This window comes from Gordonia otitidis NBRC 100426 (assembly GCF_000248075.1).
Classification (GTDB): Bacteria; Actinomycetota; Actinomycetes; order Mycobacteriales; family Mycobacteriaceae; genus Gordonia; species Gordonia otitidis.
This window is the reverse complement of the sequence record NZ_BAFB01000170.1, coordinates 23,073-37,217: the sequence shown is the minus strand read 5'-3', so window position 1 is coordinate 37,217 and position 14,145 is coordinate 23,073. Positions and strand designations below refer to the sequence as shown.

Below are 14,145 nucleotides of genomic sequence, written 5' to 3'. Positions count from 1 at the left end.
GTCTGAGATCTGCGACCGGTAGAATCGCACGTCGTGACCCTGCGCCTACATGACACCGCTGCTCGAGAGGTGCGCGAGTTCGTTCCGCTGCACCCCGGCCGAGTGACGATCTACCTGTGTGGTGCCACCGTGCAGGGTGTCCCGCACATCGGTCACGTGCGCAGCGGCATCGCCTTCGACGTGCTGCGGCGCTGGCTCGAGTACAAGGGCAACGACGTCCTGTTCGTCCGCAATGTGACCGATATCGACGACAAGATCCTCCGCAAGGCAGCCGACGCCGGGCGCCCCTGGTGGGAGTGGGCCGCAACGCACGAGCGCGAGTTCGCGCATGCCTACGACGCACTCGGTGTGCAGCCGCCGTCGGCCGAGCCGCGCGCCACGGGCTTCGTCACGCAGATGGTCGAGTACATGGAGCGTCTCATCGCGCGCGGGCACGCCTACGCCTCCGACGGCAACGTGTACTTCGACGTGCGCAGTCTCCCCGACTACGGGGCGCTCTCGGGACAGAAGCTCGACGACATGCACCAGGGCGAGAGCGCGGGCACCGGCAAACGCAACGCGCAGGACTTCACCCTGTGGAAGGCGGCGAAGCCGGGTGAACCCTCGTGGCCGACGCCGTGGGGGCCGGGTCGGCCGGGCTGGCACCTCGAATGCTCGGCGATGGCGACGTCGCTGCTGGGGTCGGAGTTCGACATCCACTGCGGTGGAATGGATCTGATCTTCCCGCACCACGAGAACGAGATCGCGCAGGCGCACGGCGCCGGCGACCCGTTCGCCCGGTACTGGCTGCACAACGGCTGGGTCACCATGGGGGGCGAGAAGATGAGCAAATCGCTCGGCAACGTCGTGGCCATTCCGGCGATGCTGCAGCGGGTGCGGGCCGTCGAACTGCGCTATTACCTCGGAAGTGCGCACTACCGGTCGATGCTCGAGTACTCAGAAGGCGCGTTGACCGAGGCCGCCGCCGGTTATCGGCGGATCGAATCGTTTGTCGGCCGGGTGGTTTCGCGCGTGGGGGCAGTCCCGCTCGGGGAGATCCATCCCGACTTCGCGGCGGCTCTCGACGATGATCTCGGCGTCCCTGCGGCGTTGGCGACGATCCACAACGTCGTGCGTGAGGGCAACACGGCGCTGGAAGCAGGGGACGGCGAGGCGGCACTCGCCGCTGCGGCATCGGTGCGCACGATGATGGGTGTACTCGGCGTCGATCCGCTCGACGAACACTGGGCGGAGGGCGGAGACGAGACCGACGCGATGTCGGCGCTCGACGTGTTGGTGCACGCCGAACTCGACCGGCGGACACAGGCTCGCGCAGAGAAGGACTGGGCCACGGCCGACGCCGTACGTGACCGCATGTCGGTGGCCGGTATCGAGGTCACCGACACCCCCGACGGCCCCACCTGGGCGCTCAAGGGCAAGTAAGCAACTCCAGCGGACGGGACGACAACGATGGCCGGAAACTCCAAACGCCGAGGCGCGGTGCGCAAGTCGGGCAGCAAGAAAGGCCAGACGGTCGGCTCCGGCGGCCAGCGGCGACGCGGACTCGAAGGTCGGGGAGCGACGCCGAAGGCCGTCGACCGTCCGTACCATCCGGCCCACAAGAAGGCGAAGGCGGCTGGGAAAAGTGTTGCGGGACGGCCGAATCCGCGTCGCAAGGACGACGGTCCGGAGTACGTGCTCGGCCGCAACCCGGTCCTCGAGTGTCTGCGTGCCGGGGTTCCGGCGACGGCACTCTACATCGCAGTCAACAGCGAACCGGACGACCGAGTCGCGGAATCTGTGAAACTCGCTGCCGACAATGGCATCGCGATCCTCGAGGTCGGCAAGCCAGAACTCGACCGCATGTCGGCCAACGGACTCCACCAGGGCATCGCGTTGCAGGTGCCCGAGTACCGCTACGCCCATCCCGACGATCTCATGCGTGATGCCATCGAATCGGGCACACCGCCGCTGCTCGTGGCGCTCGACAACATCACCGACCCGCGCAACCTGGGCGCCGTGATCCGTTCGGTCGCCGCGTTCGGCGGGCACGGCGTCGTCATCCCGGCGCGCCGCAGTGCCAGTGTCACGGCTGTCGCATGGCGCACCAGCGCGGGCGCAGCCGCCCGTCTGCCGGTCGCCCAGGCCTCGAATCTGACCCGCACGCTCAAAGACTGGGCGGAGACAGGTGCGCAGATCGTCGGCCTCGACACGGAAGGCGACGTGACGCTCGACGACTACGAGGGCACCGGCCCGACGGTGATCGTCGTCGGCTCGGAGGGCAAGGGCCTGTCGCGCCTCGTCCGGGAGACCTGCGACTCGATCCTGTCGATCCCGATGGCGGGCGATGTCGAGAGCCTCAACGCCTCGGTCGCGGCGGGCGTGGTGCTCGCAGAGTTCGCGCGGCAGCGTCGGCAACAGTAGTCCCGACCGGTAGGAGGTCAGGCCCGTCACCAGCGCGCCCGAGCATTCGTTAGGTTGGTGTACATGACGCTCATCGACACCATCGTGACCACTGCCGACGGGCTCGTCGGCGGGCGCAGGGGCAAGCTCGCGCGACGCGGCACCATCAGTTGGAAAGCCATCCCCTTCGCCGCTCCGCCCGTCGGTGCGGGCCGGTTCCGGGAGGCGCAGCCGGTCGCGCCGTGGCCAGGCGTGCGTGACTGCACGAAGTTCGGTAACGCCGCGGTCCAGGAGCGTCGATTCACCGCAACCGGGCCCGGGCGATACGCCCCGACCAGTGAGGACTGTCTGACACTCAACGTCTTCTCGCCGGAGACCGAGCCGTCGACGCCGCGGCCGGTGATGGTGTTCATCCACGGAGGTGCCTACATCCTCGGCACGGCTGCCACGCCGCTGTACGACGGTTCGCTGCTCGCACGTGCCCAGGACGTCGTCGTCGTCACCGTGCAGTACCGCTTCGGGGCCTTCGGACTGCTCGATTTCAGCCAGTATTCGACGAGTGACCGCACCTTCGACGAGAACCCCGGGCTGTCGGACATGCTCGCCGCGCTGCGCTGGGTGCAACGCAACATCGCGGCCTTCGGCGGCGATCCGGACAACGTCACGGTGTTCGGCGAGAGCGCCGGCGGCTCTGCCGTGCTGACACTGCTCGCGACCCCCGACGCCGAGGGGTTGTTCGCACGCGCCATCGCAGAGAGTCCCGCCCCGGAGCTGGTCATCGACAAATCGAGTGCCACGGTGTTCGCCGACGAGTTCGTGCGTCTCCTGCGCGACCCCGACCGACGCAGCAGCGGCGTCGACGATCGTGGCGCGGCGATCGATCCCGCCCTCGCCCGTCGACTCCTCGACGGTGCGAGCACCGAGGAGATCTTCCGCGCGAGCAATCGTCTGATGCGCTTCGCGTCGCGGGCGCAGACGCCGGAGCCGGTGCCGTTCGCACCCGTCGCCGGTAGCAGGCTCCTGCCGCAACTGCCTGTCGTGGCAGCGAGAGAAGGAACCACACATCCGGTTCCGCTGATCGTCGGCGGCAACAGGGACGAGGGCAAGCTCTTCGAGAAGCTCTGGAACATGCTGCCCGACGCCGAACGGATGCTGCTACGTGTCGAGGACGAGGGAGCTCGTGAGCAGATATCGGCGCTCTACACCGGTCCGGGCGAGAGACTGCGGCTCTCGGCCGACGCCACGTTCTGGGCGCCGACGGTTGCCTTCGCCGACGGGCACAGCCGCACAGCGCCGACCTTCTCCTATCGCTACGACTTCTTCACCAAGGTGCTCGGCAAGCTGGGCGTCGGCGCGACACACGCAACCGAGTTGTTCGCGGTGTTCGGCGCGTTCCGGTCCGCGCTCGGCGCGCCCCTGAGCGTCGGGGACTGGCGCGCCGTCGCACGGGTCACCGCCGACGTGCAGTCACGGTGGGGGGCGTTCGCACGTACCGGTGTGCCGGGTTCGGACTGGCCTCGCTACTCGGAGGACACGCGCGAGATCCTGGTCATCGACCGGACCGACCACATCGAGACGGATCCGCACGGCGAGCGTCGCCTCGCGTGGCATGAAGGCACAGGCATCGTCGCTGACGGGGTCCTCGAGGAGGCCGAAGAGCTCGGATCAGAATTCGACGCTGCTCGGGGGATCTGACGCCAGATAGGTCAGCACCAGCGGATTGAACAGATGCGGCGACTCGAGCGGCAGGATGTGTGTGCCCGGAAGGACGGCGAGTCGGCCGTGGGGGAGAGTCGACGCGAGGTCGAGGGAATGCTCGATTCGGACGATGCCGCAGTCGGCGGCGACCACGAGGGTCGGGGCGGTCACCGCCGCGAAATCGGTGGTCTCGAAGGTGGGTTCGACCCGCAGCATGGCGATGGTCTTGTCGAAGCTCTCACCGGTCCCGGAAGCGCTGTGCAGAAAGCCCTCACGTAGGCACTCGACGAGGACAGCGTCGTGGTCGTCGTCGCCGTCGTGGTCGTCGGGGTCATCGATCGGCGCCAGGCCGCGACGATTGACGTAGCTGCCCGTCGTGACGATCCGCGCGACGAGATCGGGGCGACGCAGGGCAATCATCAGCGCGACCACACCACCGTCGCTCCAACCGACGATGTTCGCGGGTTCGCGCACGACGTTCTCGAGGTACACGATCACCTGGTCGGCCATCGAGGAGAAGCTGGACGGGCCCGCACGCTCGGGACTGTGACCGTGGCCGCTGCGCTCAGGCGCGTACAGACGTAGACCGGCGTCGGCGAAATCGCCGAACTGGGCGCCCCAGCTCGACGCCGATGAGAACGAGCCGTGCAACAGGACCGTCGGCGGTCCCATCGGATCGCCACCCTGGAAATGCCACAGGAGGTCGCCGTCGATGTCGACGAACGTTCCGCCGTCGACCCGGTCGCCGACACTCGGTGGCGCATCGCGGAAATGCGTGTCGATCATCCGCTCAAGACTCCGGCCAACCCTCCCAGGCGGCGACAACTGCCGTTGGACATGCGGCCCATGCTTCCAGAGACCGTCGGGCGTGTGGACACGGAAAGGACTCGAAAGCGCAACGGCAGCACACACGCCGCAGGTCAACCACTGCGACGCTGACATGGTGATGTGTGTTGCCTGACAGGCGGATCAGAGCACCATTAGCCTCGAACGTGTAAGTGCTTGCTTGTCGGTCAGAAGCGTGTCACGAAGAGGTTGGTGGATCCCCGTCACGGGAGATTGGGTGTGAAGATTGAGCGCGTGCCGTCGGGTTCTCGTGATCGCCACGGCATTGTGTGCCGTACTCGCATTGTCCGGCGTCGGTCAGGCGCTCGCTGCGCAGGGCGACACTCCGCCCCCATTGAGCCTGCGGTCGATCGGCGCGGCTGACGACATCACATTCGCGGGACAGCAGGCGCAGGTCAGCATGTCGATTCCGGTGCCGCAGAATCTCTCGCCGGACAAGCTGCGCGGAACCGTCTCGGTGCCTCCCTTCGTGACCGGCGGAACCGTCGACGTCATGCAGGGAGACCGGGTGATCTCGCGTACGCCGATCAATCCCGCGCCGAACTCGCCCATCGAACTGTCACTCTCCGGTGCCACCGTCGCCAGGAACGCGGCCGACATCACGTTGCGTGCGTACCTGACTGTGAGTGGCATCTGTCAGTTCGATCCGGACAACGCATTCCACATCCGCGACGCGACCGTCTCGTTCACCGGCCGTGAGGCGATACCGCGGAACGTTGCCGAGTTCCTCCCACCCATCCTCCGGAAACTGACGATCTTCGTCCCACAGAAACCGTCGCGAGAAGAAGGGGCGGCAGCAGTCGGTCTGGCAACGTCCGTCGCCGCGAATTACGGCACCGCAGATTTCGACGTCGACGTCGAGGCATTGCCGGCGGGGTCGATCGCACCGACCGGTCAGCCGGATTCACTGGAACGCCAGATCGTGATCAGCAGCGCCGCCCCGGAGGGCCTGACGGTACGTGATCAGAACGGGTCCGCGTATCTGACGATCGGCGGCCAACCGAATCAGCTGACAACGCAGGCCCGCGCGCTGACCTCGAACTTGTCGGCCATCACCCAGAGTTCGTCGGCTGTCGCCGGGCCGCTGCACAGCGCACCGCAGCTCAGCCCCGACGTCCAGACACTGGCCGATCTGGGAATCACCGATCAGATCGTCACGTCGTCGGCGTGGCCGTCGATCACGCTCGGCATCGACCAGACACGACTGGGCAGACCGTCGAAGGACATCCGTGTGCAGCTCATCGGGTCGGCAACACCGGCAGCCGACGGGTCGTCGCCGGTGGTGTCGGTACGCCTGGGGCAGCGTGTGATCGCGACGATCAAGACCGGCGCATCGGGATCGTTCAACCAGTGGGTCGATCTCCCGAACAATGCTTTGAGCAGGTACAACGAACTGGTCGTGACTCTCGAGCGCGGCGACGTCCGTGAAGGATGTGGCAACGGCACCCGGGGATCGCTGAGCGTCTCGGCCGCAGGCGAGGTCCGCAGCACCGAAGCCGACGAGCCGCTGCCCGCGGGACTGGGCTCGATGCCTCAGGCGCTGATGCCGCGAACACAAGTGGCATGGACCAAGGGTGACGTCCCCGACGTCGCGCGTGCTGTGTCGCTCATGACGACGATGCAGCGGTTGTCGACCGTACCGATCGGCGTCGACGTGGTGTCGATGTCCGACGTCTCGTCGTCGACCCAGCCCGCGGTGGTCATCGCCGCCGACGGGTCCGGATTGCCCGGCGGCCTCTCGCTGCCGGTGACGCAGAAGTCCGGCACCATCACCGTCCGTTCCGCATCGGGTGCGACGTCGAAGGTCACGCTCAGCCCCCAGGTCGAATTCGGATCCCTGCAGGTGATACGGGCCGATGGCCGTAGCGTGCTGGTGGCCACTTCGACCGACGATGCAACAGACCTCGACGACCTGTTGCGCTGGTTCTCCGACACCGACAACGCGTCGGGCGCTTCCGGGGACGCGGCGTTGAAGATCGCCGGCCGCGATCCGATCACTGTCGACGCCGGTGACCACTCGGAGGCCTCGACCGGTCACCCGCTCGCGTGGCTGATCGTCGTCTGTGTGCTGCTGGGCGCGGTCATCCTGGTCCTGATCGTCGCCGCGGCGGTGAAGCTCGTGGCGCGCCGGCACCGAGGCGACGACAGCGAGCGATGACCGTCACCGCAGCACCCGAGGAATCACCCGACGCGTCGTCGGACGAGTCGAGGCGCGCCGGGCGGTCGATCGTGGTGCGGCTGCTGTGGCGCTGGCTGGCGTTGATCGCTCTGACGGTGCTCGCGTACTGGCACAACCTGGGCCAGATCGCTCGCGAGATCGTCATACTGGGCTCCGATCTCGACTACATCGTCGTCGTGCTCGTCCTCGCGACCATGGCCGCCTACGGGGTGACGCTTCGACGCAGCGAGGAACGCGCGATCCGGGACCGGCAGACCGACATCATCGTCGGCGTCATCGTCATGCTGCTGTCGTTCTGCTTCGCCGGAGCGCTGACCAACAGGTTCACCGGATCGCTGTATCTGCTGACACACCTCGATCTCCTCGGGCTGTGGACCTTCTTCTTCGGTGGTTGCATCCTGATGTTCGGGTTACGGCCGGCGATGCGCTATCACTGGGTCTGGTTGTTCGGACTGGCGGCCTCTCCGATCGTCTATCGGATCGCGCTGCTGTCGCTGGGCGGAAACGAGGTGGCGGCGGGCATCGTGATGACGGCTCTCGGTGCCTTCGCGGCAGCCATCGCCGTCGGTCGTGATCGCAGGTCGGCACTCGTCGGCTTCGTCGCTGCGGGCGTCGTGGGGCTGGTGATCATCGCGGTCGTGCGAGCCGTCCGTCCGAGCGCACCCCTGCTCGTCTATCAGGCACTGCCGGCCGTCGGTAGCGTCTTCGTCGTCGGTCTGATCGCCTATCTGCGTCGGCGCAGGCGCACTTCGCCGCGTCCATTCGACCGGCCGCTCTACGAGCCGGGAGTCGACCGCGTCAAGGTCGGGGCGGCGGCAGTTCTGGTGGTCTCGGCAGTCATCACGCTGCTCCTGCCCTATCAGCGGGTGGTGGTGACTCCTACTCCGACCATCGCGGGTCTGACCACGAGGGCTCCGCTGATCGTTCCCGACGCCTGGCGACAGGACGGGCCGACGTTGCGCTACGACTGGGTCGGAGACTTTTATGGTCCCGGCGCCGTGCTGGCACGCCAGAATCTATTGCAACAGACCGGTGACGTGGCGTTCGACAAGGAGGCCCGCCCACGCAAGCTGATTGCCGACACCATCGAGACGCGGTATCCGTTTCGCTTCGATCTCTACCCGCTGGTCTTCACATACGACCTCTTCGGAGACCGCTTCTCCGCCCCGGTGCTGGTGATGCTGCCGCACGGCATTCCCGCGGTCCTCGAGGTGATCCTCGACGACACCCGGTACCTGACCTACACCGTGCTGTCGTGGCAGTGGGGCAACGGCGAGCACGCGCAGAAAGTGGCGCTGTGGTCGGTCGACAACCACGAGCCGGACGCCTATTTCCCCCAACCCGATCAAACGATCCTCAAGAACCTGCGCCAGCTGTTCAACGTCACGCTGCGCGGCGACGCGGTGATCCGCGACGACCAGCCCGACTTCAAGGACCGCCAGTTGGTGCTCGACGCGGGACGCGACGTCGTCAACGCACAACTCTCCCGCGTCCGGCGAGAGGACCAGCCATGACCGAATCCGTGCCCGGTCACTTCGATTTCACCTCGCCGACGACGAAAGCGGAGGTAGACCAACGGCTCTCGGACGAGAAGTACCGCACAGCGGCGCTCGACGACGCGATCAACCGGTTGCGCCGCGAGGACCCGATGATGACCGCATCGGTGGCGTTCAGTCGCGCGCAGAAGGTCATCGGCGCTGTCGTACTCGCCGTCATCGTGGTGGGCTTCGTGTTCTGGCCGGTCGGTACCGCGGCAACGCTGGTCTCGATCGCGACGCTGATCTACATCGTGTCGCTCATCGAGCGCCTCAACACATTTCGTCTCGGCCTCGTCAACGGCGCGATCCGGATCTCCGACGACGACGCCCGAGCCATCCCCGACGACGAACTGCCGCGCTACACCGTCCTCGTGCCCGCCTACGGTGAACCGGAGGTCGTCGGCCAGTTGATCGAGGCGATGGAGTCGTTCGAGTACCCACAGGACAAGTTGCAGGTGCTGCTGCTGCTCGAGGAGGACGACGCACCGACCATCGAGGCCGCGCATGCGGTCGATTCGTCGCCCATCATCACCTCAGTGCTGACCCCGCCGGGCGACCCGCGGACCAAACCGAAGGCCTGCAACTACGGATTACACTTCGCCACAGGCGATATCGTCACGATCTTCGACGCCGAGGACCATCCCGACCCGTTGCAGCTGCGCAGGGTTGTCGCGACACTGCGGCAACTCGACGACGACTCCGTCATCTGTGTGCAGGGCAAATTGAACTTCTACAACGTCACCGACAACGTGCTCACACAGTGGTTCACAGCCGACTACGGCATCTGGTTCGGCTACCTGCTGCCGGGGCTCATGGTCAGCAAGGCGACGATTCCGTTGGGCGGCACGTCGAATCACTTTCGCAAGGACATGCTCGTCGAACTCGGCGCGTGGGACCCGTTCAACGTCACCGAGGACGCTGACCTCGGAGTGCGCATCGCCGGGCAGGGTTATCGCACCGCGGTGCTCGACTCGGTGACCCTCGAGGAGGCGAACGTCGACGGCATCAACTGGATTCGGCAACGCTCACGTTGGTACAAGGGCTACATGCAGACGTGGCTCGTCCACATGCGCAGGCCGCGACGGCTGTTCCACTTCATGGGACTTCTCGGCATGTTGCGCTTCACCCTGCTGATCGCGGGCACACCGTTCATCGCCTGCATGAACATGATCTTCTGGTTGATCCTGATCGTGTGGATCGCCGGGCAGCCGTCGTTCATCGCCGAGCTGTTCCCCGGCCCCATCTATTACTTGTCGCTCATCTCGTTCGTCCTCGGCAACAGCGCCGCGATCTACATGACGCTCGTCGCCAACCGTGAAGACGATCGCGGCGAACTGCTCTGGTCGGGTCTGATCGTCCCGTTCTACTGGGTGATGATGAGCATCGCGGCGATCAAGGGCATGTGGCAGTTGCTGTTCCGGCCGTCGTACTGGGAGAAGACAGCCCACGGTCTCACCTCTGATGCGACGCCGACGGCGGGTGGCGGTGCCGACGATTCGTCCGCCAACGCAGACGGAACGTCGGGGTCGTCGAGCACTTCGCCGCAGGCGGCCCGATGACTCGCCGGTCGGTCGCTCTGTGGCTGGTGGTGTGGCTGGCTTATCTGGCGTTCGGTGTGTATCTGGCTGCGGGCCTGCACGTCTACTTCGGTGATTCGCTGTCGCGGGTCCAGGCGGCGCAGAGCGTGCTGTTCAGTCGGGATCCCCACCTCGCTGCCATCGGCTTCATCTTCACGCCGCTGACTGCGCTGGTACAGCTGCCGCTCACCGCACTGTCGGTGTGGTGGCCGCAGATGACCACCGACGCGTTGTCGGCCGCGATCATGTCGTCGGCGTTCATGGCGGGCGCCGTAGTGCAGGTGTCGGGCATCGCGCGTGACCGTGCGCTGCCGAGGACCATGGCGATCGTCGTGACCCTGGTGTTCGCTCTCAACCCGATGATCGTGCTCTACGCCGCCAACGGGATGAGTGAGGCCCCGTACATCTTCTTCCTCGCGTGGGCGGTCCGTCGACTCATCCGATGGGTCGACACCGACGACGTTCACGAATTGATCGTTGCGGGAATCGCTTTGGGACTCGCCTACCTCACGAGGTACGACGGTGCCGTGGCCGCCTTCGTTGCAGGCTGCTTCGTCGCCTTCGTGACCTATCGACGCTCCGACAAGGCATTCGGTCGCCGACTCCGCGTGCAGCGCGCTCTCCTCGATGTCGTGCTCGTCGCCTCACCGAGTCTCCTCGCGTTCATCGTCTGGGCGGTGACGAGTTGGCTGATCACCGGTCAGGCGTTCGCGCAGTTCACCTCTCAGTACGGCAACACCGCGATCATCGACCAGTCCGGCGGCACCGGCAGCGACACGGGTATCGACTCGCTGCGCTTCGCGATCACGGAGCTGCTCATCCTCGCGCCGCTGTATGTTGTGTTGTTCGTGCTCGTGGCGTGGGTCCGTATCCGCCGTCATCGGCTGTATCCGCTCGTGGTTCCCGTGTTGATCATCGGCGCGGTGATCGCTTTCCAGGTGTACAGCTATGTGCGCGGAACGACGTTCGGCTTCCTGCGCTTCTACATGACCGTCATCCTGCTGGCCGCGGTGACGGCGTTGCTCGCCACGCCTGCGCGGCGCGTCGAGCCCTACCTGCGACTCGGTCCGCGCGCCGCACTGCCGCAGGTCGATTCGCGGGCCGGGAGGGGGTGGCGCTACGGCGTGATCGGCACCGTCGCGGTACTCGCATTCGCGGTCGGGCTGCCGGTCACTGCGGCGGGCATGACGTCAGCGAAGTACGCACCGCAGGAGTTCGCGTATCGATCAGTCGTTGCGCCGACCCCGGATTCGACGGAGAAACGACACCTCGACGAGGCGCGGGTGCTGAGGTCGTTCTCCACCGAGCGAGCCCTCGCACAGTACCTCGACTCGCTCCATCTCCCGGATGGCAGTGTGTTGGCCGACACCGTGTACGGATTCGCGGTCATCGTCCAGTCGCGACATCCCAAGCAGTTCGTCATCCCGTCGGATCAGGACTTCGACCGAATCCTCAACGACCCGGCCAGGTTCGGCGTGCGGTTCCTGCTCGCCGTGCCGCGCTCGGGCCGCGGGTCGTCGGATGCCCTCAACATTCGCTATCCCACTCTCTACGAGAACGGTGGCCAGGTGTCGACGTTGGTGCTCGAGGCGCGCAATCAGGGCGCCAACATGCCGATCTGGCGTGTATACGAGGTGAATCCGTCGGCGTCGTGACGGTTCATCGCTCGCAGCATTCGCACGGGCGTGGCTGCGTCGGAGCGGCTGTGGCTCAGGAGATCTCGCGTTCGACGACCTGCCAGGCCGGGTCGTCGAAGCCGATGTCGAAGGTGCACTCGGCTGGGCGTGGGTCGGGTACGAATGCCCACAGCAGTGCCCCGGCGACCCCGGCCGACCGATAGGTCTCGTACAGGGTGCCGAACTGCTTGGCCCGGGTGTCGAGAGGCAGACACGATCCGGCGTCGATGCCGACCTCGTTGACCACGAGGGGTTTGTCGAGGTGGCGCGCCTGCGCCAGCCGGGCCGGAAGATCGCTGCCGCCCGGCGCGACGGCACCGCCCGCGCTGTAGTCGTGATAGTCGAGAACGTCGAGACCTGGGGAGGCGGCGACGCGTGCGTACTCGCTTCCGGTCAGCCCGCATTGATCGCCGCCGACGAAGCCGGCGAATATCGGGTGACGGTCGTCGATCGCGCGAATCCGGGCGCCGACGTCGTCGAAGAATGCTCGCAGTACTGCCGCCCCGTTGGGCGGGCACGTCCGGGTCTGCCATGCGCATCCGGTCGGTCCGCAATTGCTCGCCTCGGGCTCTCCGACGGGTTCCCACCCGGCGAGCGTCGGTTCGTCATGCCAGCGCGCGACAGCGGTGCTCAGCCAGTCGGCGAAGGTCATCCCCGCCGCGATCTCGGTCTTCTGCCAACCGTTCTGGTACCACGAGCGCTCCTTGAACTTCTCGTCCTCGCAGGCGCCGGAACTGCCGGTCAGCACCGGCAGGATCATCTGGTTGTGCCGCTTGGCCGCGGCGAAGATGGCGTCGAGACGTGAGTAGTTGTTCTTGCCGACCTTGTCGACGAGGAACGCCGAGAACAGATTGAAACGCGTGAGGGCTCGCGGCGGGAGTTTGGCGAAGTACTCGTCGAGGTCGACCTGCGCCCCGCAGCCGGCGTTGAGTGCCCAGTCGGTGCCGAGTTGGTAACTGTTGAAACCCGCGGGGAACCAGGTGCGGCCGTCGAGCATGAGCCCGGTATCGGTGGTCGACACCCGACCGGAGAAGTCGTGGTTGGCCGACGGTACCGGTTCGGAATCCTCGGGCAGCGGTGTCGGGTCCGGCTGACTGCATGCCGAGGCGACGATGACCAGTGCGAACACCACCAAGAGTCGCAGCGCTCGCCGGAGAGTCACGGATCGAACCCTACTCGCCGACTACGGTCGGGGTGATGAGAAGAATGCGCGCGAGGCGGGTCGGGACGATGTCGGCGATCGTGGCGTTCTTCCCGGTGGTGCTCGTGGGCTGCGGGGGCGGATCACCGTCGGACGCGATTGCCGGCGAGTCGAGTGTTGCCTCCGCCGCCTCGTCGAGTTCTGTGTCGCCGTCGAGTTCTGTTTCCCCGTCGAGTTCTGTTTCAGCGGGCGCGTCCGGCGCGGCACCGGTGCTCGACCCGGCGCATCCGCCGCCCTACATCGACCACGTCGGGTGGGTCGACACCGCGGTGGGACCGAGCCTGCAGATCTATCCGACGCCCAACGGACGGGCGAGCATCGCCGACGACGGTGCCGACGTCGCCTGGCGCGAGGTGCTCGCGCTGGCCCCCGACGCCGATACTCCGGGCATGAAGGCGCAGTTCGTGTGCCACTGGGATTTCGCGCGGGCCGTCGAGCCGAACAAACCGAGCTGGAACATCGAACCCCGACGTCCCGTCGTCGACGATTCGACGATGATCGCCACGCGCTGCAACCCGGGCGGCCCGGAGGAGTGACCGGGCGCGGCGGCCGCCCGGCTCAGTCGGCATGGTCGGGGCTAAGGCGGGGGAGGGCTCCGGGTGGTGCAGAAACTAGGGGAAGGCTGCGGGGCGGTGCAGAAACTAGGGGAAGGCTCTGGGGCGACGCAGAAACTAGGGGAAGGCTCCGGGCCGACGCAGAAACTAGGGGAAAGGCTGCGGGGTGGTGCAGGAACTAGGGGAAGGCTCTGAGCCGACGCAGAAACTAGGGGAAACGATCTTTCCGCTAGTTCCGTGCCTTTCAACGGGTTTTTTCGCGGGGAAGGGTCGGAAAGTAGGGGAAGGGCTTGGGCGGCGGCTCTTCCGCGGGTTTCAGCCCGCGAGCAACGTCGAAAACTAGGGGGAGGCTTGGGCTGTGGCTCCTCCGAGACTCTTCCGCGTGATTCCGGCGTGCGCGTGATCGGTCTGGGTGCGGCCTCGCCGACACCGAGGCCCGGTTGCTGGAGCTGAGGGACGCGCCTCCGGGGCGGTGCAGAAAGTAGGGGAAACGA

General features: G+C 66.4%; 10 protein-coding genes. 8 read left to right on the top strand and 2 right to left on the bottom strand.

What is annotated here, in order from left to right; all coding sequences use genetic code 11:
• Positions 1-33 precede the first annotated feature (33 nt).
• The 3 genes from cysS (at position 34) to GOOTI_RS16615 (ending at position 4,077) form a co-directional block, all read left to right on the top strand.
• Positions 34-1,422, top strand: coding sequence for a cysteine--tRNA ligase (cysS, locus tag GOOTI_RS16625; protein ID WP_007239778.1), 1,389 nt, complete (start codon positions 34-36; stop codon positions 1,420-1,422).
• A gap of 27 nt (positions 1,423-1,449) precedes the next feature.
• Positions 1,450-2,403, top strand: a complete 954-nt coding sequence (gene rlmB / locus GOOTI_RS16620; RefSeq protein ID WP_007239777.1) for a 23S rRNA (guanosine(2251)-2'-O)-methyltransferase RlmB — start codon at positions 1,450-1,452, stop codon at positions 2,401-2,403.
• A gap of 63 nt (positions 2,404-2,466) precedes the next feature.
• Positions 2,467-4,077 (top strand): carboxylesterase/lipase family protein, encoded by a 1,611-nt coding sequence (locus GOOTI_RS16615; protein ID WP_007239776.1) that lies wholly within the window; start codon positions 2,467-2,469, stop codon positions 4,075-4,077.
• Here the strand turns inward: GOOTI_RS16615 and GOOTI_RS16610 are convergent.
• Positions 4,048-4,866: an alpha/beta fold hydrolase gene (locus GOOTI_RS16610; RefSeq protein WP_007239775.1), complete on the bottom strand. Its 819-nt coding sequence runs from the start codon at positions 4,864-4,866 to the stop codon at positions 4,048-4,050. The two genes, GOOTI_RS16615 and GOOTI_RS16610, sit on opposite strands and share 30 nt — an antisense overlap.
• A 286-nt stretch (positions 4,867-5,152) precedes the next feature.
• Here GOOTI_RS16610 and GOOTI_RS16605 point away from each other — a divergent pair, with 286 nt between their 5' ends.
• Genes GOOTI_RS16605 through GOOTI_RS16590 form a run of 4 tightly spaced genes read left to right on the top strand, consistent with a single transcriptional unit; the run spans position 5,153 to position 11,875 of the window.
• Complete coding sequence (locus GOOTI_RS16605; protein WP_085949809.1) at positions 5,153-7,084, top strand: hypothetical protein; 1,932 nt, start codon at positions 5,153-5,155, stop codon at positions 7,082-7,084.
• Positions 7,081-8,619 carry a hypothetical protein gene (locus tag GOOTI_RS16600; RefSeq protein WP_007239773.1) on the top strand — a complete coding sequence of 513 codons (1,539 nt, stop codon included), beginning with the start codon at positions 7,081-7,083 and terminating at the stop codon, positions 8,617-8,619. The genes GOOTI_RS16605 and GOOTI_RS16600 overlap by 4 nt, the downstream gene beginning before the upstream one ends.
• The gene (locus GOOTI_RS16595; protein WP_007239772.1) at positions 8,616-10,202 is read left to right on the top strand and encodes a glycosyltransferase; all 1,587 of its coding nucleotides are present in this window, start codon (positions 8,616-8,618) and stop codon (positions 10,200-10,202) included. The genes GOOTI_RS16600 and GOOTI_RS16595 overlap by 4 nt, the downstream gene beginning before the upstream one ends.
• Positions 10,199-11,875 carry an ArnT family glycosyltransferase gene (locus GOOTI_RS16590; RefSeq protein ID WP_007239771.1) on the top strand — a complete coding sequence of 559 codons (1,677 nt, stop codon included), beginning with the start codon at positions 10,199-10,201 and terminating at the stop codon, positions 11,873-11,875. Before GOOTI_RS16595 ends, GOOTI_RS16590 begins: the two co-directional genes overlap by 4 nt.
• A gap of 55 nt (positions 11,876-11,930) precedes the next feature.
• On the opposite strand, the gene GOOTI_RS16585 is transcribed toward GOOTI_RS16590, so the two are convergent.
• A complete protein-coding gene (locus GOOTI_RS16585) occupies positions 11,931-13,058 on the bottom strand; it encodes a hypothetical protein (protein WP_007239770.1) in 1,128 nt (375 codons plus the stop codon).
• Positions 13,059-13,093: 35 nt separating this feature from the next.
• Here GOOTI_RS16585 and GOOTI_RS16580 point away from each other — a divergent pair, with 35 nt between their 5' ends.
• Entirely contained in the window at positions 13,094-13,633 is a 540-nt protein-coding gene (locus tag GOOTI_RS16580; protein WP_039994247.1) for a DUF2599 domain-containing protein, read from the top strand.
• The last annotated feature ends 512 nt before the right edge of the window (positions 13,634-14,145 follow it).

Coding starts and splice junctions, on each gene's coding strand:
- GOOTI_RS16610 (WP_007239775.1), bottom strand. CDS start 4,866: ATGATCGACACGCATTTCCGCGATGCGCCACCGAGTGTCGGCGACCGG.
- GOOTI_RS16590 (WP_007239771.1), top strand. CDS start 10,199: ATGACTCGCCGGTCGGTCGCTCTGTGGCTGGTGGTGTGGCTGGCTTAT.
- GOOTI_RS16600 (WP_007239773.1), top strand. CDS start 7,081: ATGACCGTCACCGCAGCACCCGAGGAATCACCCGACGCGTCGTCGGAC.
- rlmB (WP_007239777.1), top strand. CDS start 1,450: ATGGCCGGAAACTCCAAACGCCGAGGCGCGGTGCGCAAGTCGGGCAGC.
- GOOTI_RS16580 (WP_039994247.1), top strand. CDS start 13,094: ATGAGAAGAATGCGCGCGAGGCGGGTCGGGACGATGTCGGCGATCGTG.
- GOOTI_RS16615 (WP_007239776.1), top strand. CDS start 2,467: ATGACGCTCATCGACACCATCGTGACCACTGCCGACGGGCTCGTCGGC.
- GOOTI_RS16595 (WP_007239772.1), top strand. CDS start 8,616: ATGACCGAATCCGTGCCCGGTCACTTCGATTTCACCTCGCCGACGACG.